This is a genomic window from Ornithinimicrobium tianjinense, assembly GCF_014636495.1.
GTDB lineage: Bacteria > Actinomycetota > Actinomycetes > Actinomycetales > Dermatophilaceae > Ornithinicoccus > Ornithinicoccus tianjinensis.
On the sequence record NZ_BMEM01000001.1, the window covers coordinates 1,493,526 to 1,516,692 of the forward strand.

General features: G+C 72.9%; 25 protein-coding genes. 4 read left to right on the forward strand and 21 right to left on the reverse strand.

Translation table 11 applies throughout. The features are described from left to right. Window positions 1-14: 14 nt before the first annotated feature. The 7 genes from IEV65_RS07010 to IEV65_RS07040 form a co-directional block, all read right to left on the reverse strand. The gene (locus tag IEV65_RS07010; RefSeq protein WP_188429064.1) at window positions 15-413 is read right to left on the reverse strand and encodes an FKBP-type peptidyl-prolyl cis-trans isomerase; all 399 of its coding nucleotides are present in this window, start codon (window positions 411-413) and stop codon (window positions 15-17) included. Window positions 414-536: 123 nt separating this feature from the next. Then, entirely contained in the window at window positions 537-1,568 is a 1,032-nt protein-coding gene (locus IEV65_RS07015; protein WP_188429066.1) for an FKBP-type peptidyl-prolyl cis-trans isomerase, read from the reverse strand. A gap of 214 nt (window positions 1,569-1,782) precedes the next feature. Continuing rightward, the gene (gene pafA, locus IEV65_RS07020; RefSeq protein WP_188429068.1) at window positions 1,783-3,174 is read right to left on the reverse strand and encodes a Pup--protein ligase; all 1,392 of its coding nucleotides are present in this window, start codon (window positions 3,172-3,174) and stop codon (window positions 1,783-1,785) included. Continuing rightward, window positions 3,171-3,368: a ubiquitin-like protein Pup gene (locus tag IEV65_RS07025; RefSeq protein ID WP_188429070.1), complete on the reverse strand. Its 198-nt coding sequence runs from the start codon at window positions 3,366-3,368 to the stop codon at window positions 3,171-3,173. The genes pafA and IEV65_RS07025 overlap by 4 nt, the downstream gene beginning before the upstream one ends. A gap of 12 nt (window positions 3,369-3,380) precedes the next feature. Then, a complete protein-coding gene (gene dop / locus IEV65_RS07030; RefSeq protein ID WP_188429071.1) occupies window positions 3,381-4,922 on the reverse strand; it encodes a depupylase/deamidase Dop in 1,542 nt (513 codons plus the stop codon). A 9-nt stretch (window positions 4,923-4,931) separates the two neighbouring features. Then, the gene (locus IEV65_RS07035) at window positions 4,932-5,486 is read right to left on the reverse strand and encodes a TetR/AcrR family transcriptional regulator (RefSeq protein WP_188429073.1); all 555 of its coding nucleotides are present in this window, start codon (window positions 5,484-5,486) and stop codon (window positions 4,932-4,934) included. Continuing rightward, window positions 5,483-7,525, reverse strand: a complete 2,043-nt coding sequence (locus IEV65_RS07040; RefSeq protein WP_188429075.1) for an MFS transporter — start codon at window positions 7,523-7,525, stop codon at window positions 5,483-5,485. Before IEV65_RS07040 ends, IEV65_RS07035 begins: the two co-directional genes overlap by 4 nt. 83 nt (window positions 7,526-7,608) lie before the next feature. On the opposite strand from IEV65_RS07040, the gene IEV65_RS07045 reads away from it, so the two are divergent. Together IEV65_RS07045 and IEV65_RS07050 are read left to right on the forward strand one after the other, a co-directional pair. Further along, on the forward strand, window positions 7,609-7,965 hold the full coding sequence (locus tag IEV65_RS07045; protein ID WP_188429077.1) for a DUF3054 domain-containing protein: 357 nt from the start codon (window positions 7,609-7,611) through the stop codon (window positions 7,963-7,965). 321 nt (window positions 7,966-8,286) lie between these two features. Beyond that, window positions 8,287-9,207: a putative endonuclease domain-containing protein gene (locus IEV65_RS07050; RefSeq protein WP_229734991.1), complete on the forward strand. Its 921-nt coding sequence runs from the start codon at window positions 8,287-8,289 to the stop codon at window positions 9,205-9,207. A 69-nt stretch (window positions 9,208-9,276) separates the two neighbouring features. Here the strand turns inward: IEV65_RS07050 and arc are convergent, their stop codons facing one another. The 3 genes from arc to IEV65_RS07065 all read right to left on the reverse strand — a co-directional run bounded on the left by arc (window position 9,277) and on the right by IEV65_RS07065 (window position 13,136). Next, on the reverse strand, window positions 9,277-10,854 hold the full coding sequence (gene arc / locus IEV65_RS07055; RefSeq protein WP_188429561.1) for a proteasome ATPase: 1,578 nt from the start codon (window positions 10,852-10,854) through the stop codon (window positions 9,277-9,279). A 74-nt stretch (window positions 10,855-10,928) separates the two neighbouring features. Continuing rightward, complete coding sequence (locus IEV65_RS07060) at window positions 10,929-12,002, reverse strand: tRNA (adenine-N1)-methyltransferase (RefSeq protein ID WP_188429079.1); 1,074 nt, start codon at window positions 12,000-12,002, stop codon at window positions 10,929-10,931. Window positions 12,003-12,011: 9 nt separating this feature from the next. Then, a complete protein-coding gene (locus tag IEV65_RS07065) occupies window positions 12,012-13,136 on the reverse strand; it encodes a site-2 protease family protein (protein ID WP_188429081.1) in 1,125 nt (374 codons plus the stop codon). Between the two features lie 49 nt (window positions 13,137-13,185). Between IEV65_RS07065 and IEV65_RS07070 the strand changes: the two genes are divergently transcribed. Next, window positions 13,186-14,040 carry a RecB family exonuclease gene (locus tag IEV65_RS07070; RefSeq protein WP_188429082.1) on the forward strand — a complete coding sequence of 285 codons (855 nt, stop codon included), beginning with the start codon at window positions 13,186-13,188 and terminating at the stop codon, window positions 14,038-14,040. Window positions 14,041-14,048: 8 nt separating this feature from the next. On the opposite strand, the gene IEV65_RS07075 is transcribed toward IEV65_RS07070, so the two are convergent. After that, the gene (locus IEV65_RS07075) at window positions 14,049-14,744 is read right to left on the reverse strand and encodes an HAD family hydrolase (RefSeq protein WP_229734992.1); all 696 of its coding nucleotides are present in this window, start codon (window positions 14,742-14,744) and stop codon (window positions 14,049-14,051) included. An 80-nt stretch (window positions 14,745-14,824) separates the two neighbouring features. On the opposite strand from IEV65_RS07075, the gene IEV65_RS07080 reads away from it, so the two are divergent. Next, complete coding sequence (locus IEV65_RS07080; protein WP_188429084.1) at window positions 14,825-15,682, forward strand: PAC2 family protein; 858 nt, start codon at window positions 14,825-14,827, stop codon at window positions 15,680-15,682. Between the two features lie 7 nt (window positions 15,683-15,689). On the opposite strand, the gene mshC is transcribed toward IEV65_RS07080, so the two are convergent. From mshC to IEV65_RS07130, 10 genes are all read right to left on the reverse strand, one after another. After that, window positions 15,690-16,967 carry a cysteine--1-D-myo-inosityl 2-amino-2-deoxy-alpha-D-glucopyranoside ligase gene (mshC, locus tag IEV65_RS07085; protein WP_188429086.1) on the reverse strand — a complete coding sequence of 426 codons (1,278 nt, stop codon included), beginning with the start codon at window positions 16,965-16,967 and terminating at the stop codon, window positions 15,690-15,692. A 174-nt stretch (window positions 16,968-17,141) separates the two neighbouring features. After that, window positions 17,142-17,963: an SCO1664 family protein gene (locus IEV65_RS07090; protein WP_188429088.1), complete on the reverse strand. Its 822-nt coding sequence runs from the start codon at window positions 17,961-17,963 to the stop codon at window positions 17,142-17,144. A gap of 12 nt (window positions 17,964-17,975) precedes the next feature. Beyond that, window positions 17,976-18,533: a DUF3090 family protein gene (locus IEV65_RS07095; RefSeq protein ID WP_188429090.1), complete on the reverse strand. Its 558-nt coding sequence runs from the start codon at window positions 18,531-18,533 to the stop codon at window positions 17,976-17,978. 10 nt (window positions 18,534-18,543) lie between these two features. After that, on the reverse strand, window positions 18,544-19,287 hold the full coding sequence (locus tag IEV65_RS07100; protein WP_188429092.1) for an MSMEG_4193 family putative phosphomutase: 744 nt from the start codon (window positions 19,285-19,287) through the stop codon (window positions 18,544-18,546). Continuing rightward, window positions 19,287-20,381 carry an LLM class F420-dependent oxidoreductase gene (locus tag IEV65_RS07105; protein WP_188429094.1) on the reverse strand — a complete coding sequence of 365 codons (1,095 nt, stop codon included), beginning with the start codon at window positions 20,379-20,381 and terminating at the stop codon, window positions 19,287-19,289. Before IEV65_RS07105 ends, IEV65_RS07100 begins: the two co-directional genes overlap by 1 nt. A 3-nt stretch (window positions 20,382-20,384) precedes the next feature. Next, window positions 20,385-20,756: a hypothetical protein gene (locus IEV65_RS07110; protein ID WP_188429096.1), complete on the reverse strand. Its 372-nt coding sequence runs from the start codon at window positions 20,754-20,756 to the stop codon at window positions 20,385-20,387. Between the two features lie 25 nt (window positions 20,757-20,781). After that, entirely contained in the window at window positions 20,782-20,967 is a 186-nt protein-coding gene (locus IEV65_RS07115; protein ID WP_188429098.1) for a DUF5703 family protein, read from the reverse strand. A 44-nt stretch (window positions 20,968-21,011) separates the two neighbouring features. Then, entirely contained in the window at window positions 21,012-22,352 is a 1,341-nt protein-coding gene (locus tag IEV65_RS07120; protein ID WP_188429100.1) for a M20/M25/M40 family metallo-hydrolase, read from the reverse strand. A 68-nt stretch (window positions 22,353-22,420) separates the two neighbouring features. Further along, window positions 22,421-22,705, reverse strand: a complete 285-nt coding sequence (locus IEV65_RS07125; protein ID WP_229734994.1) for a hypothetical protein — start codon at window positions 22,703-22,705, stop codon at window positions 22,421-22,423. Beyond that, the gene (locus IEV65_RS07130) at window positions 22,702-23,160 is read right to left on the reverse strand and encodes an SRPBCC family protein (RefSeq protein ID WP_188429102.1); all 459 of its coding nucleotides are present in this window, start codon (window positions 23,158-23,160) and stop codon (window positions 22,702-22,704) included. The genes IEV65_RS07125 and IEV65_RS07130 overlap by 4 nt, the downstream gene beginning before the upstream one ends. Window positions 23,161-23,167: the final 7 nt, after the last annotated feature.

Consider the following 23,167-nt stretch of genomic DNA (forward strand, 5'->3'; position numbering starts at 1 on the left):
CGAGGCTGGTCGCGTCAGCGCACGTCGACGAGGTCGACGACGAAGATCAGGGTCTCGCCGCCCTTGATCGCCGCGCCGGCGCCCCGGTCGCCGTAGCCCAGGTGCGGCGGGATGGTGATCTTGCGGCGGCCGCCGACCTTCATGCCCAGCAGGCCCTGGTCCCAGCCCTGGATGACCTGGCCGACGCCGACCGTGAAGGTTAGCGGCTGGCCGCGGTTCCAGGACGCGTCGAACTCCTCGCCGGTCGACCACGCGACGCCGACGTAGTGCGCCGAGATCGTCGCGCCGGGGGTGGCCTCCGCGCCGTCGCCGACCTCGATGTCCTCGACGACCAGCTCGCTGGGCGGGGTGTCGCCGGGGAAGTCGATCTCGGGCTTGGCCTTCTTGACCTCACCGAACGGGGACTGGCTCATGCTCGCTCCTTGGTATGTCGATGTGCTGGGTCGGACGTTCTGCCCACCACTGCGCGCGCCCGGTGGCCTGTGGCGCAACCACTCGGCGCGTTCGGTGGTGTTGTGACGTGGGTGTGTGTGAGGTCAGGAGGCGCCGAGGATGTCGACGACGAAGACCAGCGTCTCTCCCGCCAGCTCGTGGGCCGGCGGTGCGGTGGAGGACCCGGTGTCCTCCGGGAGCTCGCCGTAGGCCTGGTCGGCCGGGATGACGAGCAGCACGCGGGAGCCGACCGGCTGGCCGACGAGGCCCTCGTCCCAGCCCTTGATGACCTGGCCGACGCCGATCGGGAACTCGGCCGGGGTGCCCCGCTGGTAGGAGTCGTCGAAGCCCTCGCCGTCGGAGAACTTCACGCCCGTGTAGTGGACCTTGATCGTCTGACCGGCCTTGACCTTCTCGCCCTCGCCCTTGATGAGCTGCTGGACGACGAGCTTGGAGGGCTCCTCGGTGCCCTCCGGGATGGTGATCTTCGCCGCGGACGTGCCGTCGGCCTCCACCTCGGGCAGCCCGGCCTTGGGCTTGACCGCCTCACCGGTCGCCTCGGTCAGCGGCTTGGCGCTGGAGACCACCTCCAGGTAGAAGACGAGCGTGTCGTCCGCGCCGACGCCGATCTGCTCGTTGCCGCCGGAGCCGAACGCCTCCGAGGCCGGGATCGCCAGCAGCAGGGTCTCGCCCGCCTTGCGGCCCGGCAGCTCCTCCAGGAAGGCCGGGAAGAGGTTGGTATTGGACAGGTCGAGCGTGACCGTCTCGTCCGCGTCGTAGGTCGAGAGCAGCTGCTCGCCGGTGGTGCCGTTGACAGCCAGGTAGCGGGCGCGGACCTCGTCGCCGGCGGCGACCTCGGCCCCGTCACCCTCCTCCACGGTGCGGCTCTCGGTCGCGCCGACACGGAAAGGCAGGTCGCCGTCGGTGAACGGCTTGTCCTTCCAGGTGATCACGGGCGACTTCTCGCCGGTGTCCACGGCCAGCTCCTCGATGTCGCCGTTGAGCACGGCCGAGGTCACGGCCGCGTCGTCACTCTGCGAGGCCGCGTCGCCGTCACCACCGTCCGTGGCGCAGCCGGCGAGCAGGAGCAGCGGGGCGGCGGCCAGGGCGGCCAGCCGGAGTCGGGGTGAGCGCACGCGCGCGTCCTTTGCGTCGAGGGTGGATGACAACGGGTCAGCCTAACCAACCCAACCTGGGCGTTCGGTGTGAGGCGGTCGTGGGCCCTCCGGCCCAAGGCGACACAAGGCCCCGACCCACTCACGTGAGTGGCTCGCGCACGCCATACCGGCCGATCACGGCCCCGACCCACTCACGTGAGTGACTTGCGCACGGGCGCGACAGGGCCACGGATCAGGCGGAGGTGCCCCGGACGGCGGCGATGAGCTCGTCGACGCGCGGGTCGACGCTGACGAACGGGTCCTTGCAGACCACCGTGCGCGACGCGACGTCGTTGAGCTTGAGGTGCACCCAGTCGCAGGTGAAGTCCCGGCGCGCCTCCTGGGCGGCCCGCACGAAGTCGCCACGCAGCCGCGCCCTCGTCTCCGGTGGCTCGACCCGGGCCCTGGCCACCCGCTCGTCGTCGACGACGGTGGCCGCGGCGCCGGCCCGCTGCAGGATCGGCACCAGCCCGCGCGTCGGGTGGATGTCGTGCCAGGCCAGATCCAGCTGCTGCAGCCGCTCGTCGTGGGGTGCCAGACCGTGCCGCGCGGCGTAGGAGTCGAGCAGCTTCTTCTTCATCACCCACTCGATCTCGGTGTCGACGAGGGAGAGCCGGTCGGTCTCGATCGCGTGCAGGGTCCGGTCCCACAGCTCGAGCACCCGGTCGTAGGGTGCCACCTCGGCCAGGCCGACGCCCGCGGCATACCGGGACGCGAGCTCCAGCAGCTCCCGCTGCATGTCCAGGGCGGTGATCGTGCCGCCCCGCGCCCGCTGCACCGGCCGGCGCCCCGTGGGGTCGCGGCTGATGTCACGGATGGCCTGGACAGGGTTGGCCAGCGCCAGGTCCGGCACGATGGTGCCCGCCTCCAGCATCCGCAGCACGAGGTCGGTGGTCCCGACCCGCATGAGCGTCGTCGTCTGGCTCATCGTGGAGTCACCGACGATGACGTGCAGGCGGCGGTAGCGCTCGGGGTCGGCGTGCGGCTCGTCGCGGGTGTTGATGATCGGGCGCGACCGGGTCGTCGCGGAGGACAGGCCCTCCCACATGTGGTCGGCGCGCTGGGAGACCAGGTAGGTCGCCCGCTCCCCCACGACGTGCAGCCGCCCCGCGCCGGTGACCAGCTGCCGGGTGACCAGGAACGGGACCAGCGTGTCCGTCGTGCGCTCGAGCCGGCCGTCACGGCGGATGAGGTAGTTCTCGTGCGAGCCGTAGGAGTTGCCGCGGGAGTCGACGTTGTTCTTCAGGACGTAGACGGTCGCGTCCATGCCCTCCTCCGCCAGGCGGTGCTCGGCGTCGTCGGCCAGGTCCTGGACGATCAGCTCCCCCGCCTTGTCGTGCGCGACGACATCGAGGAGGTCGACGCACTCGGCCGTGGCGTACTCCGGGTGCGAGCCGACGTCGAGGTAGAGCCGGGAGCCGTTGCCGAGGAAGACGTTGCTCGACCGGCCCCACGAGACGACCTTGCGGAAGAGGTAGCGCGCGACCTCCTCCGGCGAGAGCCGGGGGCCCTCACGGAACGTCGCGTTGACCCCGAACTCGGTCTCGATCCCGATGATCCGGCGGCCGAGGCGGTCCGGGCTCACTGGCCGCCCTTCTGCACGAAGTTGTGCACGAAGTCCTGGGCGTTGCTCTCGAGCACGCCGTCGATCTCGTCGAGGAGCGAGTCGAGGGCCGCGTCGCGCTCGGTGTTCTGGGCCGAAGGAGCGGTGGGCGGCGCGGGCGCCTCGGGCTCCGGCGTCTCATCACGCCGGTGGGAGAACTGCTGCTGCTCGGACATCGGGGTCTCCTCTCAGAAGTCCTCGCTCACCAGCTCGGTGAGCAAAGAGGCGGTGCTGGTATGCCGTGCGAGCAGCTCGGCGGTCTGCTCGCGGTTGCCCTCGGTCGGCTCGGGCAGCTGGACCCGGCGGGCGCGGCCGCGCTCGTCGGCCAGGACGACGGAGTCCCAGGAGGCCCCCCGGACGTCGTCGCCGAACCGTCGCACGACCTCGCCCCGGAACCACGCCCGCGTGTCGCGTGGCGGCTCGGTGACGGCCGCCGTGACGGACGCCTCCGGAACCAGTCGCTCGAGCTGGCCGGCGGCGCGGAGCTTCTGCGCCAGGCCACGGGCGGGGTCGAGGTCGTGCCACTGGATGTCCATCGCGCGCACCCGGGCGTCGTCCCAGCCGACCCCCGCGCGGTCGCGGAAGCGCTCGAGCAGCTGGTGCTTGGCCACCCACTCGACCTGCCCAGCGCACGACGCCGGGTCGGTGCGCAGCCCGTCGAGGACGGAGCGCCAGCGGCCCAGCACGTGGCGGGTGTCGTCGTCCAGCACCCAGGCCTCGTGGCCCGAGACCGCCGCCTCCTCGACCTGCTCCAGGTAGGCCTCGACCAGGTCGAGCCCGGTCAGGGCGCGACCGTCGAGCGTCTCGACGGTCGACCGCAGGGTCGGGTCGTGCGAGATGACCTGCGCGGCGGCGACGGGGGCACGCAGCGGGATGTCGGGCACCGCGTCGGGGAAGGTCTCGACCAGGCGCAGCACGGCGCTGAGCGAGCCGAGCGCCAGCACCGTGGTCACGTCCGCCATCGTGGCGTCGCCGACGATGACGTGGAGCCGCCGGTGCAGATGGGGCGTCGCGTGCGGCTCGTCCCGGGTGTTGACGATCGGGCGGCGCAGGGTCGTCTCCAGGCCGACCTCGGCCTCGAGGTAGTCGGCGCGCTGGCTGAGCTGGAAGCCCGCCCGCTCGCTGGTCTGGCCCAGCCCCACCCGCCCCGCCCCGGCGATCACCGGCCGCGCGACGAGGAAGGGGATGAGGCTCTCCGCGAGCCGGGCGAAGGGGACCGTCCGGGGCACGAGGTAGTTCTCGTGGGTCCCGTAGGAGGCTCCCTTGCCGTCGACGTTGTTCTTGTAGAGGCGCACCTCGCGCCCCTGCTCCGCCAGCGTCCGCAGCGCGGCGAGCGCCACCTGCTCCCCCGCCCGGTCGTAGCGCAGCGCCTCCAGCGGGGAGGTGACCTCGGGCGAGGAGTACTCCGGGTGCGCGTGGTCGACATAGAACCGCGCGCCGTTGGAGAGCACCGTGTTGGCGATCGTCGGGTCCTCGACGTCCGTGAGCTGGGAGATGTCCGCCAGCATCCTGGCGACCTCGTAGCCCCGCGCGTCGCGCAGCGGCGTCTCGTCGGCGTAGTCCCACCCGGAGCTGCGCGGCAGCGCCGCGCCCGGGCCGGCGCCCGCGGCATACGCCTGCACCACCTGGCCCGAGAGGTGCATGGGCGTCAGCGGACGTCCGAGCGTGTCGACCTGCGCGCTGGTGATGCCCAGCTCGGTCTCGATCCCCATCACGCGGCGGACGCTCATGGGTCCACCCTACGAGGCGTCCAGCCGGTCGAGGACGGCCTGGACGAGCGCGCCGTACTCGCGGACGACGGCGTCCCTGTGCTCGGACTCCCCCCCTGCGGGCGCCTCGAGCAGGCGGAAGGTGCGCAGGCCCGCGGCGAGCCCGAGCATCAGGCAGGCGAGTTCGTCGGTATGCCGTGCCGCCTCGCCCTCGCGGGGGAAGCGCCCGAGGAAGCGCTCACGGAACTCCGTGAGCGCCGCCTCGCGGTCCGGGGCGTCCTGGAAGAGGTAGAGCGCACGCAGCCACGGCTCGGCGGCGTCCTCGTCGCGTCGGTTCAGCATCCGCCGCACCAGCAGCTCGCCCATGCCCTCGATCGGCGTGTCCGGCAGCAGCGGTGCGGGCTCGGCGGGGCGGGCGAGCGCGTGCAGCCCCTCCTTGGAGCCGCCCACCTTCATCACCAGAGCCGGCGAGACCCCGGCGGCGGCGGCGACCTCGCGGACCGTCACCGCGGCATACCCCCGCTCGCCGAAGAGCCGGCGCGCGACCTGGAGGACGCGCTCGCGGGTGTCCGGTGAGGCACTCACAGGTCGACCACCTCGACCCGCTCCACCGGCCGAGGCACACCGGTGACGATGTCCACGTCGAGGGTGGCGGAGGTGGCGTGGACGGTGAGCGCGCGGGACCGGGTGCGGCCGGTCGCGTGGTCGACCACGGTGAGGACGTAGCGACCGGCGGGCGGCAGCCCGAGCTCGAACATGCCGAGGTCGTCGGCGACGGCGCGGCCGGCGTACTCGCCCGAGTGCTTGATGAGCGAGACCATCACCCCGCCGAGCGGGGCGCCGTCGTCGGTGACGTGGCCGGTCAGCAGCAGGCGCCGGGTCATGGTGATCTCCTTGGCCTCCCCCGCCTCGAGATCGACCAGGCCGGACTGCGGGGCCCACCCCTCGGCGGAGACCACCAGCAGGTAGCGGCCCGGCTCCGGCAGCGCCAGCGTGTAGCGCCCGTCGTTGTCGGTGCGTCCCCAGTCCACGTGCCGGCCGTCGGTGTGCAGCACGGTCGCGACCGCCTGGCGCAGCGGCCGACCCTCGGCGCTGACCACCCGGCCGCGCACGAGCACCTCGGGCAGCTCGCCCTCGGGCTTGACCTGCTCGCGCTCGCCTGCCGGGGCGAGGACCTGCGCGCCGGCCGGCTCCATCCCCGCGCTGAGGCGGACCGGACGGCGGATGAAGGCGGCGATGAGGGCGCCGCCCATGGCCGCCGCCGCCCCGCTCCAGAAGATGAGCTGGTATGCCGTGAGGCTGGGCGCGAAGACACCGTCGGCGGGGTCGCCGACGGGCACGGCATACGCGGCGAAGACGGCGGCCACGACGGCGGAGGCGGAGGAGGTGCCGAGCGCGCGCAGCAGGGTGTTGAGACCGTTGGCCGACGCGGTCTCGGTGATCGGGACGGCGCGCATGATGAGCGTCGGCATGGCGGCGAAGGCCAGGGCCGTGCCGAGCGAGGCCAGCCCGGACGTGGCCATGACCGCCGCCACCGAGCCGTGGAAGAGGGCGCGGAGGATGAAGCCGACGCTGATGACCAGCGCGCCGGCGATGAGCACCCAGCGGGCGCCGAGGCGGCGGATCAGCGACGCGGAGACCGGTGACATCAGCACCATCGCGATGCCCGAGGGCAGCATCCACAGCCCCGTCGCGACGACCGACAGCCCGAAGCCGTAGCCGGTCTCCTCAGGCATCTGCACCTGCTGGACTGAGGTGAGGAAGTTGGAGAACATCGCGAAACCGACGAGCACCGAGGCGGCGTTGGTCAGCAGGACCGTGCGCCGCATCGAGGTCCGGATGTCGACCAGCGGCGACCCTGCGCGCAGCTCCCAAGGGATCCAGGCGGCGAGCACGAGGGCCGCGGTGGACAGGAGCGCCAGGGTCACGGGCGAGCCCCAGCCCCAGGTGCCCGCCTTGCTCACGGCGAGCAGGAAGCAGGTGAGGGCGACCGACAGCAGAGCTGCGCCGACGACGTCGAAGCGGCCCCGCGTCCTGACCGTGGACTCCGGGACGACCACGAGCACGGCGGCCAGCATCACCGCGGCGAAGACGCCAGAGATGACGAAGAGCATGTGCCAGCCCCACGCCTCGTAGATCAGCCCGGCCGCGGGGATCCCGACGGCGCCGCCGATGCCGAGGGTGGCCGACATGAGGGCCACGCCGGAGCCGACCCGCTCCGCCGGGAGGTGGTCGCGCATGATGCTGATGCCGACCGGGATGAGGCAGGCCCCGAAGCCCATGAGACCGCGCCCGGCGATGACCAGGCTCAGCTCCGAGCTGACGGCCGCGAGCACGGAGCCGGCGATGACGGCCACCATGCAGATGACGAGCATGAGCCGCTTGCCGAACATGTCCGCCAGGCGGGAGACGATCGGCGTGCCGACGGCTCCGGTCAGCAGCGCGGCGGTGACCATCCAGGAGGCGTTGTCGCTGGTGGTGCCCAGGATCTCGGGGAAGTCCGGCAGCAGCGGCAGCACGAGGGTCTGCTGGAGCGAGACGAGGGTGCCGCAGAGCGCCAGAACGGTGATGACGAGGCCGGTCGAGGGTGCAGGACGGGTCGCCTGACCCTCGGGTGAACGCATGTTCACCAGTCTAGTGCCGCCTCCCGACCGGACAGGCGCGAGGGCCGCCGGAGGTCAACTCCGGGCCGTGCGACCATGCCCGTGTGCCGAAGCCTGCCTACTTCCTGGACCTCGCCGTCGTCCTCCTCTTCGCTGCCGCCGGTCGCGCGAGCCACGACCTCAGCGACGACGTGCTCGGCGTCCTGCGCACCGCCTGGCCCTTCCTCGCGGGTATGACGCTGGGCTGGGTCTTCGTGGCGCTGCTGCCGGAGCGGGTGCGCAGCTGGTGGCTCGAGGGACTCGTCGTCGCTCTCTGCGCGCTCGTTGTCGGCATGCTGGGGCGCCAGCTGGCCGGCGCCGGGACCGCCCTGCCCTTCGTGCTCGTCGCGACCGGTGTGCTGGTGGCCGGCCTGGTCGGCTGGAGGGCGGTGGCCGCCGCTGTCGCGGCCCGCCGTGCCTGATCCGCTCACCGGAGTGACTCACGCACGCCATACCGGCTGAGAGCGTGCTCACGTCACTCACCGGAGTGACTCACGCACGTCATACCGACGGGCGTGCGTGTCCGACTCCGGTGAGTGGGTTGCGCACGCGCCCGCCCGGTATGGCGTGCGCGTCCGACTCCGGTGAGTGGGTTGCGCACGCGCTCGCCCGGTATGGCGTGCGTGTCCGACTCCGGTGAGTGGGTTGCGCACGCGCCCGGTATGTCACTCACCGGCGTGACTCACGCACGCACCTGTGGACAAAGACCGAGCTGCTCGGGGCGGGTCGGGCAGGGTGGCTCCGTGGGGACGATCAACCTGGACGAACCTTTCCGAGTGCGCGACGCCGTCGCCGCCGGTCACTCCCGACGCCTGCTGCGCTCGGCCGCCTTCGTGAAGATTCTGCCCGGCGTCTGCATCCGGGCGACCGCAGCGCAGGATGCGCGCACGGCTGCGCAGGCGGTCCTGCTGGTCGCGGGCGAGGAGGCCTTCGTGTCCCATCACCAGGCGGCCAGGCTCTGGGGCGCGGTCGTGCCCGAGACCGACACCCTGCATGCCAGCGTCCCCGGCAACAGGCACCGCTCACGCCGTCCCGAGGTGTGCGTGCACCGGTCCTCGCGATCGCCGGTGCGCTTGCGGGGCATCCCGCTCACGAGCGCGGTGGACACCTTCGTGGACCTTGCCGGGCATCTGTCGTTCATCGATCTGGTCGTGCTCGGCGACTCACTCGTGAAGCGGGGCCGGACCACCCCTGCACAGCTCGTTGCCGCCGCCGCCGAGGCACCCCGGTCTGTTCGGCGACGTGCGGTGCGCGCAGCCGCGTTCGTCCGCACCGGCGTCGACTCGCCCATGGAGACCAGGTCGCGGATGCTCGTCGTGCTCGCCGGCCTCCCCGAGCCGGCCGTCGACATCCGCTTCTTCGATGACGACGGCGAGCTGGTGCGTCGGCTGGACATGGGCTACAGGAAGCATCGCCTGGCGCTCGAGTACGACGGTCGCCAGCACGCGGAGTCGCAGGAGCAGTGGGAGTCCGACGTCGCCCGGAGGGAGGAGTTCGACGACGCCGACTGGCGGATCGTCACGCTGCTCGCCAAGGACGTCTACCGGACTCCCGCCGCCACCCTCGAGCGGGTCGTCCGGGCGATGCGCAAGCAGGGCTTGGACGTCAGCATCACCAGCGACGAGTGGCGCCGCCACTTTCCCGGTCACACGTCACTCTCGTGAGTGGCTCCCGCACGCATCACCGGCCGATCCCGTCCCTAAGTCACTCACCGGAGTGGCTCGTGGACGCCCTCACAGGTAGGGACCGGTCGTCCCCTGCTCCACCGAGCGTCCGGGGTGGGTGCCCGAGGCGTCGCCGACCAGCGTGCGGATGTAGGAGATCCGCTCCCCCTTCTTCCCGGACACGCGGGCCCAGTCGTCGGGGTTGGTGGTGTTGGGCAGGTCCTCGTTCTCCTTGAACTCGTCGAGGTAGGCCTGGTCCAGGTGCCGCTGGCGCAGGCCCTCGTCCCCCGTCGTCAGCAGGTCCTTGATCGCCGACTTCTTGGCCCGGTCGACGATGTTGTGCACCATCGCCCCGGACGCGAAGTCCTTGAAGTAGAGCACCTCACGGTCGCCGCCGGCGTAGGTCACCTCGAGGAAGGCGTTCTCGGGAGACACGGCATACATCTGCCGGACGGTGGCGTCGATCATCGCGGCAACCGTGGCCGCACGGTCGCCGCCGTGCGCGGCCACCTCCTCGGGGTGCAGGGGCACGTCGGTGGTGAGGTACTTGCCGAAGATGTCCCGGGCGCCCGCGGCGTCGGGGCGCTCGATCTTGATCTTCACGTCGAGCCGCCCGGGGCGCAGGATCGCCGGGTCGATCATGTCCTCGCGGTTGGAGGCGCCGATGACGATGACGTTGTCGAGCCGCTCCACGCCGTCGATCTCAGCCAGCAGCTGCGGCACGATCGTCGTCTCCACGTCGGAGGAGACGCCGGAGCCGCGCGTGCGGAAGAGCGACTCCATCTCGTCGAAGAACACCACCACCGGGTGGCCGTCGGCCGACTTCTCCCGCGCGCGCTGGAAGATGAGCCGGATGTGGCGCTCGGTCTCGCCGACGTACTTGTTGAGCAGCTCCGGGCCCTTGATGTTGAGGAAGTAGCTCGCCACGTCCTCCGGCTCGCCCCGCAGCCGGGCCGCCTGCCGGGCCAGCGACGCGGCGACCGCCTTGGCGATGAGCGTCTTGCCGCACCCGGGCGGCCCGTAGAGGAGCACGCCCTTGGGCGGCCGCAGCTGGTGGGCGGCGTAGAGGTCGCGGTGGAGGAAGGGCAGCTCGACGGCATCGCGGATCTGCTCGATCTGGCCCGACAGGCCACCGATGTCGTCGTAGGAGATGTCCGGGACCTCCTCGAGGACCAGCTCCATCACCTCCGGCCGCGGCACCCGCTCGGTCACGAACCCCGTGCGCGGGTCCATGAGCAAGGCGTCGCCCAGCCGCAGGGGCTCGTCACGCAGCGAGCCCGCCCGCACGCACACCCGCTCGTCCTCGCCGCGCACGATGACGACGACCCGGTCGCTGCCGAGCAGCTCCTTGCAGGTCACGACCTCGCCGTGCCGCTCGTAGGCCGCGACGGCCACCACGGCCTGGGCCTCGTTGAGGAGGACCTCCCGACCCGGGCGCAGCTCGTCGGTGGACACCTCGGAGGAGACGTGGGTGCGCACCCTCCGGCCGGACACCGTGACGTCGACGGTGCCGTCCCCCACCAGGCCGACGACCATGCCGAACGTCAGCGGCGGCGTGGCCATCGCGTCGAGGTCCTCGCGGAGCCCGGTGATCTGCGTGCGCGCGGTCCGCAGGGTCTGGGTGAGCTGCTCGTTGCGGGCCGACATCTCCCCGACCCGGGCGGTCAGCGTCCGGACCTGCTGCTCGAGGTTGCGCTCGCGCGCTGACCCGGTCGGCTGGCTCACGGTTGCTCGCCCTCCTCCGGAGCCTCGTCGGGTATGCCGTCACTCCCCCGCGCGTCTGCCGTCGCCCGCGCGTCGCGGGCGGTGCGACGCAGCCGCTTGTCGGAGACCGGGCGCTCGCCGAGGTCCTCGGGGCTCCACTCCTCCTCGACGACGGGGGTGTAGTCCTCGCCGTAGGCCCCGGGGGCGGGACGCTTCTTGCGCAGGGGCGCGTCGACGCCGGGCGCCAGGCGTCGCAGCGTGACGAGGAAGCCGGTGTGCCCGTGCATCCGGTGCTCGGGACGCACGGACAGACCCTCGAGGTGCCAGCCGCGCACCAGCGACTCCCAGGCGACGGGCTCGGTCCAGCCGCCCGCGCGCCGGGCGGTCTCGGCCACCCGGGAGAGCTGGGTCGTGGTCGCGACGTAGCAGATCAGCACCCCGCCGGGCGCGAGCGCCTCCCCCACGACGTCCAGGCACTCCCACGGGGCGAGCATGTCGAGCACGACCCGGTCGACGCTGCCCGGGGCGCACGTCACGGGCAGCATCTCGACGAGGTCGCCGAGGGTGACGGTCCACGCGGGGTGGTCCGTGCCGAAGAACGCGCGCCCGTTGGCCTGGGCGATCTCGGCGAAGTCCGCACGGCGCTCGAAGCTGTAGAGCCGCCCCTGGTCGCCGACCGCCCGCAGGAGGGACATGGACAGGGCACCGGAGCCCACGCCGGCCTCGACCACCGTCGCGCCCGGGAAGATGTCGGCGTAGGTGACGATCTGACCCGCGTCCTTGGGGTAGACGACCTGGGCCCCGCGCGGCATGGACAGGACGTAGTCGGACAGCAGCGGTCGGAGCGCGAGGTAGTCAGCTCCCGAACTGTGCTGGACGACGGTCCCGTCGGGCGCCCCGATGAGGTCGTCGTGGCGGACGTGCCCGCGGTGGGTGTGGAAGGTCTTCCCCGGCTCGAGCGTGATGGTGTGCAGGCGGCCCTTCGGGTCGGTCAGCTGCACGCGGTCACCGGCCCGGAACGGGCCCCGACGGAGGTCGGCGCCGGTCGGCGGGGTCGCGGGGTCGGTGAGGTCGTCGGCCGGGAGGGTCACCGGGTCATCCTACGAGCGTGCGGAGGGCGCGGATCGCCCGGACACGTCGTCGACCAGCACCACGCCCCACGGGCGGCCGCTCCGGTCCAGCAGACCCACGACCCCGGAGCCGGTGCGGCGCATGACGTCCACGGCCCGGTCCAGCGGGTCGTCCTCGTCCAGGGTGATGGCCCACCCGGCGGGCAGGCGCACCGTCAGTGAGGCCGCGGTCGCCACCGCCCGGGCCGCCTCGGGCAACGATCGCAGCGCGCCCGGGTCCACCACCCCCACGGGCCCGCCCGACGGGTCGACCACGACCCAGAGCGGGTGGGCGGCCCAGTCGACGGCCGAGACCGGCTCGTCCGCACCCACGACACCGACCCGGCGCGCCGCGTCGCCCACCCGGCGCCGCGAGACGTGCAGGCCCTGGCGCCCGGCCCGCACGGCCTGCCCGGCGCCCTGCCACAGGAACAGACCGATGACCATCACCCAGAGGACGCGCGTGATGTCGAGCTGCTGCCCCTCCAGCAGCACCGGCCGCAACGCCCACAGGACGATGACCACGACGGCTGCCCTGCCCGCCCAGCCGGCCACGAGGGTGCCGAGATGACGGTTGCCGCTGAGCTGCCAGACCAGGGACTCGAGCAGGAAGCCGCCGTCCAGGGGCAGCCCGGGGATGAGGTTGAACACCGCGACGAAGGCGTTGGCGTAGGTGAAGGCGGCCAGCAGCAGGAAGGGCACCGGGGCGTCCACGTGCCCGAGCAGCCACCAGCCGAGGAGCGCCAGCAGCCCGTTCGACAACGGCCCCACGACCGCGACCGCGGCGCTGCGGCCCGGCGTGCCCCCGCTGCCGTCGTGGGCGGTGTGCCCGCCCCAGAAGTCGGCGACGATCCGCGACACCCGGAAGCCCACGCGCTGGGCCACGAGCGCGTGGGCGGCCTCGTGGACCAGCACGGACAGCAGCAGGAGCACCGCGAAGGCGAGGGCGACGACATACCCCGTCGGACCCAGCCCGGGCAGCGTCCGGGTGACCGTCGGGCCGAAGACCGCCGCGATGAGCACGGCCACGAGGATCCAGCTGCGGCCCAGGTAGACCGGCACGCCGGACAGGCGGCCGATCCGCCAGCCGTGCTGGCCCGTCGTCGTCTCGCTCATGTGCCCAACCTAACCGGGTGTGTCGGTGCGGATCCGTAGAGTGACGCGCATGCCACCCGCTCTCTCACCGTCCCGGGCGGCCGACTTCATGCAGTGCCCGATGCTCTACCGCTTCCGGGTCGTGGACCGGCTCACCGAGGAGCCCAGCCCCGCCGCGGCCCGGGGGACCCTTGTGCACGCCGTCCTCGAGCGGCTCTTCGACCTGCCTGCGCCGGGGCGCACGCTGGCGGCCGCCTCCGAGCTGGTGCCGGGTCAGTGGCTGCGCATGGTCGAGGAGGAGCCCGAGCTGGCGGCCCTCGTCGACGCCGCCGAGGGCACCCCCTCCCCCGAGGCCTGGTATGCCGAGGCCGTCACCCTCCTCGAGCGCTGGTTCGCGCTGGAGGACCCGACGAGCCTCGAGCCGGTCGAGCGCGAGCTCTACGTGGAGGCCGAGACCCGGGGCCTGACCATACGCGGGGTCGTCGACCGGCTGGACGAGGCGCCCGACGGGCGGCTGCGGATCGTCGACTACAAGACCGGGCGCGCACCCTCCGAGCTCTACGAGGGGCGCGCGCTCTTCCAGCTCAAGTTCTACGCGCTGGCGCTGTGGCGCACGCGTGGCGTGCTGCCCAGCCGGCTGCAGCTGGTCTACCTGCGCGACGGGCAGGTCCTGTGGATCGACCCCACCGAGCGCGACCTGCTGGCCACCGAGCGCAAGATCCACGCCCTGTGGCAGGCCATCGAGCTCGCCGCGACGAGCGGGGACTGGCGTCCCAACCGCGGCCGCGCCTGCAGCTGGTGCTCCTTCCAGGCGCACTGCCCGGCCTGGGGCGGCACGCCGCCCGAGCTGCCGGAGGACGCCGCGGTGCGGGCGACGGACCCGCGGGCCGCCAGCCGCACCGACCCGGTCGCCGACAGCGACTGAGCGGTGTCTCAGGCCCGGGTGCCAGGTGCTCCCGTCGCCAGCGGCACGAGGTCGTGCGCGCCCAGCCCGGCCAGGGTGTCCACGAGCACGAGGCCCTCGCGCGGGGCGATCGGCACCAGGTGCGGCACCCCGATCGTGGGGACACCGGCCGCGACGGCGGAGCCGGCGCCCGTGGGTGAGTCCTCGAGCGCGACGCAGTGCGCCGGGTCGACGCCGAGCCGTGCGGCGGCGGTCAGGTAGGGCTCCGGGTGCGGCTTGCCGTGGGTCACCTCGTCGCCCGTCACGACCGTCGCGAAGGTGCCCGGTGGCAGACCGGCGACGAGGACGCGGGCGAGCACGGCATACGACATGGTCACGAGGGCGCACGGCACGCCCAGCCCGGCCAGCTCGGTCAGCAGGGCCTGCGCACCGGGCCGCCACGGCAGCTCCTCGCGCATCCGCAGCTCGACCTCCCCCTGGATACGGTCCACCACCTCCTCGGGCGTCCCCGTCAGCGGGGTCTGCTCCAGCAGGATCTCGGCGGAGCGCAGCAGCGGGTTGCCGACGAGCTGCAGGCCCTGCGCGTGGCTCCACGTGCCGCCCGCCTGCTCGACCACCGCCCGCTCGGCGGCCATCCAGTAAGGCTCCGTGTCCACGATCGTGCCGTCCATGTCCCACAGGACCGCGGCGGGCAGAAGAGGTCCGGGGCGCTGGGGTGGCTGCACGCCCACATGCTAGGTGGCGACGTAGGGTGATCCGGAGGGGCCGGGTACCGGCCGCCGACGCACGTCATCAGGAGGGCCTCATGCTGGAGTTCGCCGACGTCAGCCCGCTGCGCGACCCGGTGGTCATCGCCGCCTTCGAGGGCTGGAACGACGCCGGCGAGTCCGCGTCCGCCGTGCTCGAGCACCTGCGCCAGGTCTGGTCGGCCGAGCTCGTGGCCTCCCTCGACCCGGAGGACTACTACGACCTTCAGGTCAACCGCCCCTCGGTAGTCACCGTCGGCGGCGAGCGGACCGTGCGCTGGCCCTCGACCCGACTCTACGTCGCGCGCAACGCGCCCCTCGGCCGGGACGTCGTCCTCGTGCACGGGATCGAGCCGTCGGTGCGCTGGCGGGCGTTCTGCACCGAGCTGCTCGACTTCTGCCAGGACCAGGGGGCCACCCTCCTGGTGACCTTGGGCGGGCTGCTCGCGGACGTGCCGCACACCAGGCCCATCCCGGTGAGCGTCACCAGCGAGGACCGTGACCTGCTGGAGCAGGGCATCGCGGAGCGGAGCACCTACGAGGGCCCGACCGGCATCGTCGGCGTGCTCGGCGACCTGGCCCACCGCCGCGACCTGCCCACGCTGTCGGCCTGGGCGGCTGTGCCGCACTACGCCGGCGGGCCGCCCTCCCCCAAGGCCTCGCTCGCGCTGCTCGGTGCGCTCGAGGAGCTGCTCGGCTGCGTCATCGACGACGCCGAGATGGCCGAGGCGTCCCGGGCGTGGGAGCGAGGCGTGGACGAGCTGGCCGCCTCCGACGAGGAGGTGGCGGAGTACGTCGCCTCGCTCGAGGACGCCCAGGACACGGCGGACCTGCCCGAGGCCACCGGTGACGCCATCGCGCGCGAGTTCGAGCGCTACCTGCGCAAGCGCGGCGAGGACGGCTCGCCCCGGGGCTGAGTCGCGCTCAGCCGAGCAGGTCCAGCCCGAGCAGGGCGTCGACGGCCTCGGGCACCAGGGTGGACACGGCCGTCGCACGGCCCGCGTTGACCTGCTCGGCCCAGGCGTCCACCGCGAGCAGGGCCGCAGCGGTGTCGAGGTCGTCGGCGAGCCGCCCGCGCAGCGTGGTCACGGTCTGCTCGTCGAGGTCGGTCGGCGCGGTCCCCTCGGCGGCGAGCGCGGCTGCCGCGCGCCAGGTGCTCCAGCGCGGCCCTGCCACGGCTAGGTCGCTGTCGTCCCACTCCCAGGGCGTCCGGTAGTGGTGCGCGAGCAGCGCGAGGCGGATGACCATCGGGTCCACACCCTCGGTGCGCAGCCGGGAGACGAGCACGAGGTTGCCCTTCGACTTGCTCATCTTCTCGCCGTCGAGACCCACCATCGCCTGGTGCACGTACGCCCTGGCGAAGGACGTGCCCTCGAGCGCGGTGGCCTGGACCGCGCTCATCTCGTGGTGGGGGAAGATCAGGTCGGTCCCGCCGCCCTGCACGTCGAACGGGGCGCCCAGGTAGGTGAGCGCGATCGTGGAGCACTCGATGTGCCACCCCGGCCGCCCGCGCCCGAGGGTGGCACCGTCCCAGGACGGCTCGCCCTCACGGGCCGCCCGCCACATGAGGGGGTCGAGCTCGTCGCGCTTCCCCGCGCGACCGGGGTCCCCGCCGCGTTCGGCGAAGACCTCGAGCATCTCCTCACGCGTCCAGCCCGAGACCGCGCCGAAGGTGCGCTGCTGCGCCAGGTCGAGGTAGACGTCGGACGCGCCGTCCTCCAGCGCCCCCTCGTCGGCCCCGACGGGGATCCGGTATGCCGCGCCGCTCGCCAGCAGCCGTCGGATGGCGTCGACGTCGGCAGGGATGCCCTCCACCGCCCCGACGTAGTGCGTGGGCGCGAGGATGCGCAGCGCCTCCATGTCGGTGCGGAAGAGGTCGATCTCCCGTGCGGCGAGGTCCTCCCAGTGCACACCGTCACGGTCGGCGCGCTCGAGCAGCGGCTCGTCGACGTCGGTGACGTTCTGGACGTAGTCGACCTGCAGGCCGGCGTCCAGCCACACGCGCTGGACCAGGTCGAAGGTCAGGTAGGTCGCCGCGTGCCCGAGGTGGGTCGCGTCGTAGGGGGTGATGCCACATACGTAGAGGCGCGCCGTCCCCTCGGGCTGCAGCGTGACCGGCCCGCCGGTGGAGCTGTCGTGGACGGTGAGCGGTCCTCCTTCGCCGGGCAGCGCGGGCACGGGCGGGGAGGTCCAGGACTTCACGGGGCGAGCCTAACCCGCTGCCGGCGACGCCCCGAAGTCAGCCCACGCTCGGCAGGAACGCCTGTCCGGTCGAGGAGGGTGCGGGCCGGCAGGAACGCCTGTCCGGTCGAGGAGGGTGAAGGCCGGCAGGAACGCCTGTCCGGTCGAGGAGGGTGCTGGTGGGTGCGGGCGCGATCACCACAGCGGCCAGGGCAGCGGGTAGCGGTCGCCGGGCGGCAGCGGCAGGCGCGGGTCGGCGACGAGGCGCTCGAGCCTGAGCCGGAGCGCCGAGGTCTCGCTGGGCGACAGCAGCTCCTCCATCCCGGAGGACCCGTCAGCCAGGGCGGCCAGCACGCGCTGCACCCGCGCGGTCTCGGTCTCTCCGAGATCCTCACCCGCCCAGCCCCACAGCACGGTCCGCAGCTTGGGGTGGACGTTGAGGCACAGCCCGTGGTCGAAGCCCCACAACCGGTCCCCCTCGACACCGACGTGCGCGGCCTTGCGGTCCGCGTTGTCGAGCACGGCGTCGAGGACGGCCAGCGAGCGGAGCCGGGCATCGTCGGCGTGGACGACGACCAGCGGTCGGCCGTCCTCGTCCGTGGCCTCGACGACCGGCAACCAGCCGCCGTCCTCGACCTCCTCCGGCCGCACGACGTCGACGAGCCCGCCGGCGGGGCGGTGCCCTTCGTGGACGTCCACCCAGAGCTGCACGGACCCGGGGCCGAGCGGCCCGTCGCGCAGGACCGTCGGCGGCACGAGGCCCCAGCCGCCGATCTCGCTGATCAGGTAGGCGGCCACCTCGCGGGCAGCGAGCGTGCGGGGCGGGAAGTCGGCCAGCGGTCGCTCCCCCTGGACCGGCTTGTAGACCGCCCGACGGCCCGTCGGCGTGCCGTCCGGCTCGAGCAGGTCGACGAGCACCGTGACGTTGGACGCCTCCCGCAGCACCCCGACCGGCTGGATCGCGCTGCGCCGCAGCAGTTCCAGCCCGTCGGCGGTCCTCACCGGGTCGTCAGGCACCAGCGGGGGCCCTCAGCGCCGGTAGCCGTTGGCCCGGGGGCAGATGTGACCGGTGGGGTCCAGCGGCTGCCCGCAGAACGGGCAGGACGGACGTCCGCCCTCCAGCGAGGACGTGCACCGCTGCGCGAACGCCCTGGCCCGGGCCGGCTCCAGCACGATCGACACGGCCCGGGGCGGCCGACCCGTCCACGGGTAGTCGTCCGTCGGGTCGAGCTCCAGGAGATCCTCCACGTCAGGCCGGTCGAAGGCCTCGACGACGACGCGCCCCCGGGCGGCCTCCCAGGCCACCGACAGCCGCTGAACGCGGAAGTCGTCCTCGAACGGGGCGTCCAGGGGCGCGGTGTCGACATACCTGGCCGCAGCCTCGACGGACCCCTCGATCGCCGCCACCTCGTCGACCAGCTCGACGAGCGAGAGGCCGAGCAGCCGCACCTGCTCCTTCTCGAGCGAGATCGTCGTCCGCCGTCGCCCGTCGCTGACCTGCAGGAAGAAGGTCCGCTGGCCGGGCGGCCCCACGCTACCGGCGACACAACGCTCCGGCGGGTCGTAGACGGTCACCTCGTCAGCCATGCGGCACAGCCTACGTCCGGAACCCCGTGGTCCCGGCACCCCCGCCGACCTCGGCGTCGCCGGAGCGCTCCGCGGCCGTCCGCAGCCGCTCGCGCAGCGCCCCCAGGTCGACAGGGTCGCTGCCGACGTCGTTCGTGCGCAGCACGAACGGCCGGGACGGCGTGCGGTGCACGATGCTCACCGAGGCCGGATCCACCACGACCCGCTGGAACTCGTCGAGGGGCATCGCCAGGGCGTCTGCCAGCACCGCCTTGAGGACGTCGCCGTGGCTCACCGCGACCCAGACCGCGGCGGGGCCGTGCTCGGCCTCCACCCGCTCGTCCCACTCCCGCACGGCGGCGACGGCGCGCGCCTGCATCTGCGCCAAGCCCTCGTGCTCGAAGTCGGGGTGCGAAGGGAAGGTGACCGTCGACGGGCGGTCCTGCACCTCGCGCCACAGCGGCTCCTCGGCGAGCTCGGAGAGCGGGCGACCGGTCCACGCGCCGTAGCGCGCCTCGCCGAGCCGCTCCTCGATGACCAGGACGGGCCGGTCCTGCTCGGGTATGCCGTGCAGCACCCCGTCCGCGGTCTCCCGGCAGCGCTGCAGCGGGCTGGACACCACCGCGACGACCCCGGTGGAGGCGAGCCGGGACCCGAGACGCCGCGCCTGGGCGGCGCCCTCGGCGTCGAGCGCCACCCCAGGCAGCCAGCCCGCCAGGGTGCCCGTGGCGTTGGCGCTCGTCCGGCCGTGCCGGACCAGCAGGCAGATGGCCATCAGCCTCGGGCGTCGGCCGGCTGGGGGTGTGCGTCGGGAGTCGGCGCCGGCGGCTCCGCCTCCAGGCGCGCGTGCGCCTCGACGGCGATCTCGAGCGACTCGGTGCGCTCGGCGAGGTCCTTGCCGAACGGGCTGACGGTCAGCGTGGTGATGCCGGCGTCGCGGTAACGACGCATCCGCTCGGTGATGCGGTCGACGTCGCCCAGCAGCGAGGTGTCGTCGATGAACTGCGGAGGCAGCGCCGCGGCGGCCTCGGCCCACTTCTTCTCCAGGTAGAGGTCCTGGACGCGGGCCGCCTCCTTCTCGTAGCCCATGCGGCAGGCGAGCTGGTTGTAGAAGTTCTTGTCCCGGCTGCCCATCCCCCCGACGTAGAGCGCCGGGTAGGGGCTGACCGTGCGGGCGCAGCGCTCGAGGTCGTCGCCGGTGGCGAGGGCGACCGTCGCGCTCGTGTCGAAGTGCGCCGGGGCGCCGGTCCGCCGCGCCAGGCCCGCCTCGATCTGCGCGCGCTGCTCCGGGTAGTACTCCGGCGCGACGAAGACGCCCAGCCAGCCGTCGGCGATCGCGCCCGCGAGCTCGAGGTTCTTGGGCCCGACCGCAGCGAGGTAGAGGGGGATCCGGCGGCGGTGGGTGTGCGTCAGCCGGAGCGCCTTGCCCGGGCCGTCGGGCAGGGGGAGGGTGAAGTGCTCGCCCTCGTAGGCGACCGGCTGGTGCGACAGGGCCAGGCGCACGATGTCGGCATACTCGCGGGTCCGGGCCAGCGGCCTGCCGAAGCGCACCCCGTGCCACCCCTCGGAGACCTGCGGCCCGCTGACGCCCAGACCGAGGCGGAAGCGACCCCCGGTGAGGCTGTCCAGGCTCGCCGCCGCCATCGCCGTGGCCGCGGGCGTCCGCGCCGGGATCTGCATGACGCCCGCGCCGAGGCCGATGCGCTCGGTGCGGGCTCCGAGCCACGCCAGCACACTGACGACGTCAGGTCCGTAGGCCTCGGCGGCCCACACCACGTCGACGCCGAGCTGGTCGGCGCGCTGCACGAGCGCGACGTGCTCGTCGTCGTGACCCTGTCCGAAGAACCCGCAGGAAAGTCCGAGCTTCACGCCTCAGCCCCGACCGCGGTCGACGTCGAACTCCTCGTCGTCCAGACCGACGTAGGTCCCGTCGTCGTCGAGCTCGTCGTCGTCCTCTTCGTCATCATCAACGTCCTCGTCGTCGAGGTCGTCATCATCGTCATCGTCATCGTCCTCGTCGTCGAGGTCCTCGTCGTCGTCGTCCTCGTCGAAGATGTCCAGCGGGGTCACCTCGCCGTAGGCCTCCATGAGCGCGTCGTCGTAGTCGGTGAAGGCGGCGGCGATCCGCTCGTAGGCCTCGACGACGGCCGGGTCGTCGTCGCCACGCTTCACGGCTGCCGTCTCCAGGTGGCGCTCGAGGGCAGCGACGAGCAAGGACAGGGCGGCGCGCGGATCTGCGGTCATGGTGCGACGTTAGCGCGAATCACCCTCAGGCGGTGCGCCGGACCCGGATGATCTTGCGCCGCAGCACGACCTTGCGCAGCCCGCCCCAGAACAGCCGCACGCGGACCAGCTCCCAGTCGCCGTACTCCGCGTGCTCGGTCAGGGCCTGGCGCACCGCCGAGCGCTGCGTGTCTCGCGGGAAGGTCAGCTCGCGGTACTCGTACTCGACCATGGTCTGCCCAGCATAGGTCGGGCGTGTCGTCGTGCCGGGGAGCCTCAGCAGTCCGCGACCAGCTGCCCGAGCACCCGGGTGCCGAACTGGATCGCGTCCACCGGCACGCGCTCGTCGACCCCGTGGAACATCCCCGTGAAGTCGAGGTCCTGGGGCAGACGCAGCGGAGCGAAGCCGTAGCCGGTGATCCCCAGCCGCGAGAGGTGCTTGTTGTCCGTGCCGCCGGAGAGGCAGTAGGGCAGGACGTGCGCGCCGGGGTCCTCCTTGAGCAGGGCACGCTTCATCGACTCGACCAGCTCGCCCGAGGACGGCGCCTCCAGCGCGACGTCCTTGTGCACGATCTCGACCTCGACGTGCTCACCGGCCAGCTCCCGGATCGTCTCCATGAGCTCCTCCTCGTGCCCGGGCAGGAAGCGGCAGTCCAGGGACGCGGTGGCGGTCTGCGGGATGACGTTGTGCTTGTAGCCGGAGGTGAGCATCGAGAAGTTGGCGGTGTCGCGCAGCGTCCCCTCCACGAACCGGCGCGCCCCGCCCAGCCGCGCCAGCAGCTCGGGCGTGCTGTCCTCGTTCCACGGCATGCCGGTGATCTCCGAGACCCCGCGGAAGAGCTCCTTGACCGAGGCGATGTGGGTGCGCGGCCACGGGTGCGCGTCGATCCGGGCGACCGCCTCCGCCAGCCGGACGATGGCGTTCTCGTCGTTCGGCACCGAGCCGTGCCCGGCGCGGCCGTGCGCGTGCAGGCGCAGCCAGGCGATGCCCTTCTCGGCGGTCTGGAGCAGGTAGGCCCGGGTGGGTGCGCCGGTGGCGGCGTCGGGGAGGGTGACGGAGAAGCCGCCGACCTCGGAGATCGCCTCGGTGCAGCCCTCGAACCACTCCGGGTGCTGGGCGACGACATGGCCGGCGCCCTTGACACCGCCCGCCTCCTCGTCGGCGAAGAACGCCCAGACGATGTCCCGCGGCGGCTTCTCGCCCGAGCGCGCCAGGTGGCGGAGGGTGGCCAGCAGCATGGCGTCCATGTCCTTCATGTCCACGGCGCCCCGGCCCCAGATGAGGCCGTCCTTCTCGACCGCCTCGAACGGGTCGACCGACCAGTCCTTGGCCTCGGCGGGGACGACGTCCAGGTGCCCGTGCAGCACCAGGCCCCCGCGCGAGCTGTCCCGTCCCTCGGTGCGGACGACCACGCTGGCACGCCCCGGGTCGGACTCGGTCAGCTGCGGGTCGAGCCCGACCTCCTGCAGCAGCCCCATGACGTACTCCGCGGCCGCCCGCTCCCCCGGCCCGCTGCCGTCCCCGTAGTTGGAGGTGTCGATCCGGATCAGCTCCTTGCAGATCCGGACGGCCTCGTCCTCGGCGGTCGTGGTCAGGGGCGGGTCCGCGTCAGTCATGCGTGCCAGGGTATGCCGACCCTCACCCCGCGCGTCACCGGCCCGTCACCGGTTCGGCCGGGCCCGGCTCAGCGGGCTTCGGCGAAGAGCTCCAGGTGGTTGCACTCGCGGCAGCGGAAGGCCCGGACGAGCAGGCGGGGGCTGCCCATGGAGGCGAAGCCGCCCAGGAAGCCGGTGTCGCGGGCGCCCTGCACCCAGCGGACGTAGCCCTTGGCCGCCTCGCCGGTGTCCTCCAGGAAACCCTCGTCGAGCAGGCCCTCGCTCCCGCACGCCGTGCAGCGCGAGCGAGCCCGCTCCCAGCCGGACGGCCCGCCGCCGAGAGGCAGTGGACCGTCCGTCGGCCGGTCGGTCACGGGGTGCCGTCCCCGGCCGCGAGCTTGTTCTCCACGCAGCCGACGAACTGGCCGAGCAGCTTGTCGGAGACCGACTGCATGACACCACGGCCGAACTGGGCCGGCTTGCCGGTGATGTTCAGCTCGGTGAGAACGTCGACCCTGGTCCCCGGCCCGTCAGGGACCAGCTGCATGGTGACCTGGGCCCCGGCGTTGCCGAGCCCGCGCAGACCCTTGCCGGTGCCGTCGATGACGGCCCGGTGGGCCTCGTCGTCACGCTCGACGAACCGGCCCGTGCCCTCGTAGGTCACCGCGATGGGCCCGAGCTTGACCTTGACGTTGCCGGCGAACGTCTCGGCATCGGCCTCGGTCACAGTGGCCCCGGGGAAGCAGCCACCCACCGTCTTCAGGTCCGTCAGGAGCGCCCAGGTGGTGTCGGGGTCCGCGGGCACCACGAAGCTGTGCTCGAGCTGCATACCCACC

Coding starts and splice junctions, on each gene's coding strand:
- IEV65_RS07025 (WP_188429070.1), bottom strand. CDS start 3,368: ATGTCCGAGCAGCAGCAGTTCTCCCACCGGCGTGATGAGACGCCGGAG.
- IEV65_RS07100 (WP_188429092.1), bottom strand. CDS start 19,287: ATGGCCATCTGCCTGCTGGTCCGGCACGGCCGGACGAGCGCCAACGCC.
- IEV65_RS07010 (WP_188429064.1), bottom strand. CDS start 413: ATGAGCCAGTCCCCGTTCGGTGAGGTCAAGAAGGCCAAGCCCGAGATC.
- IEV65_RS07095 (WP_188429090.1), bottom strand. CDS start 18,533: ATGGCTGACGAGGTGACCGTCTACGACCCGCCGGAGCGTTGTGTCGCC.
- IEV65_RS07115 (WP_188429098.1), bottom strand. CDS start 20,967: ATGGTCGAGTACGAGTACCGCGAGCTGACCTTCCCGCGAGACACGCAG.
- IEV65_RS07065 (WP_188429081.1), bottom strand. CDS start 13,136: ATGAGCGAGACGACGACGGGCCAGCACGGCTGGCGGATCGGCCGCCTG.
- arc (WP_188429561.1), bottom strand. CDS start 10,854: ATGTCGGCCCGCAACGAGCAGCTCACCCAGACCCTGCGGACCGCGCGC.
- IEV65_RS07080 (WP_188429084.1), top strand. CDS start 14,825: ATGCTGGAGTTCGCCGACGTCAGCCCGCTGCGCGACCCGGTGGTCATC.
- IEV65_RS07120 (WP_188429100.1), bottom strand. CDS start 22,352: ATGACTGACGCGGACCCGCCCCTGACCACGACCGCCGAGGACGAGGCC.
- dop (WP_188429071.1), bottom strand. CDS start 4,922: ATGAGCGTCCGCCGCGTGATGGGGATCGAGACCGAGCTGGGCATCACC.
- IEV65_RS07070 (WP_188429082.1), top strand. CDS start 13,186: ATGCCACCCGCTCTCTCACCGTCCCGGGCGGCCGACTTCATGCAGTGC.
- IEV65_RS07130 (WP_188429102.1), bottom strand. CDS start 23,160: ATGCAGCTCGAGCACAGCTTCGTGGTGCCCGCGGACCCCGACACCACC.
- IEV65_RS07040 (WP_188429075.1), bottom strand. CDS start 7,525: ATGCGTTCACCCGAGGGTCAGGCGACCCGTCCTGCACCCTCGACCGGC.
- IEV65_RS07110 (WP_188429096.1), bottom strand. CDS start 20,756: ATGACCGCAGATCCGCGCGCCGCCCTGTCCTTGCTCGTCGCTGCCCTC.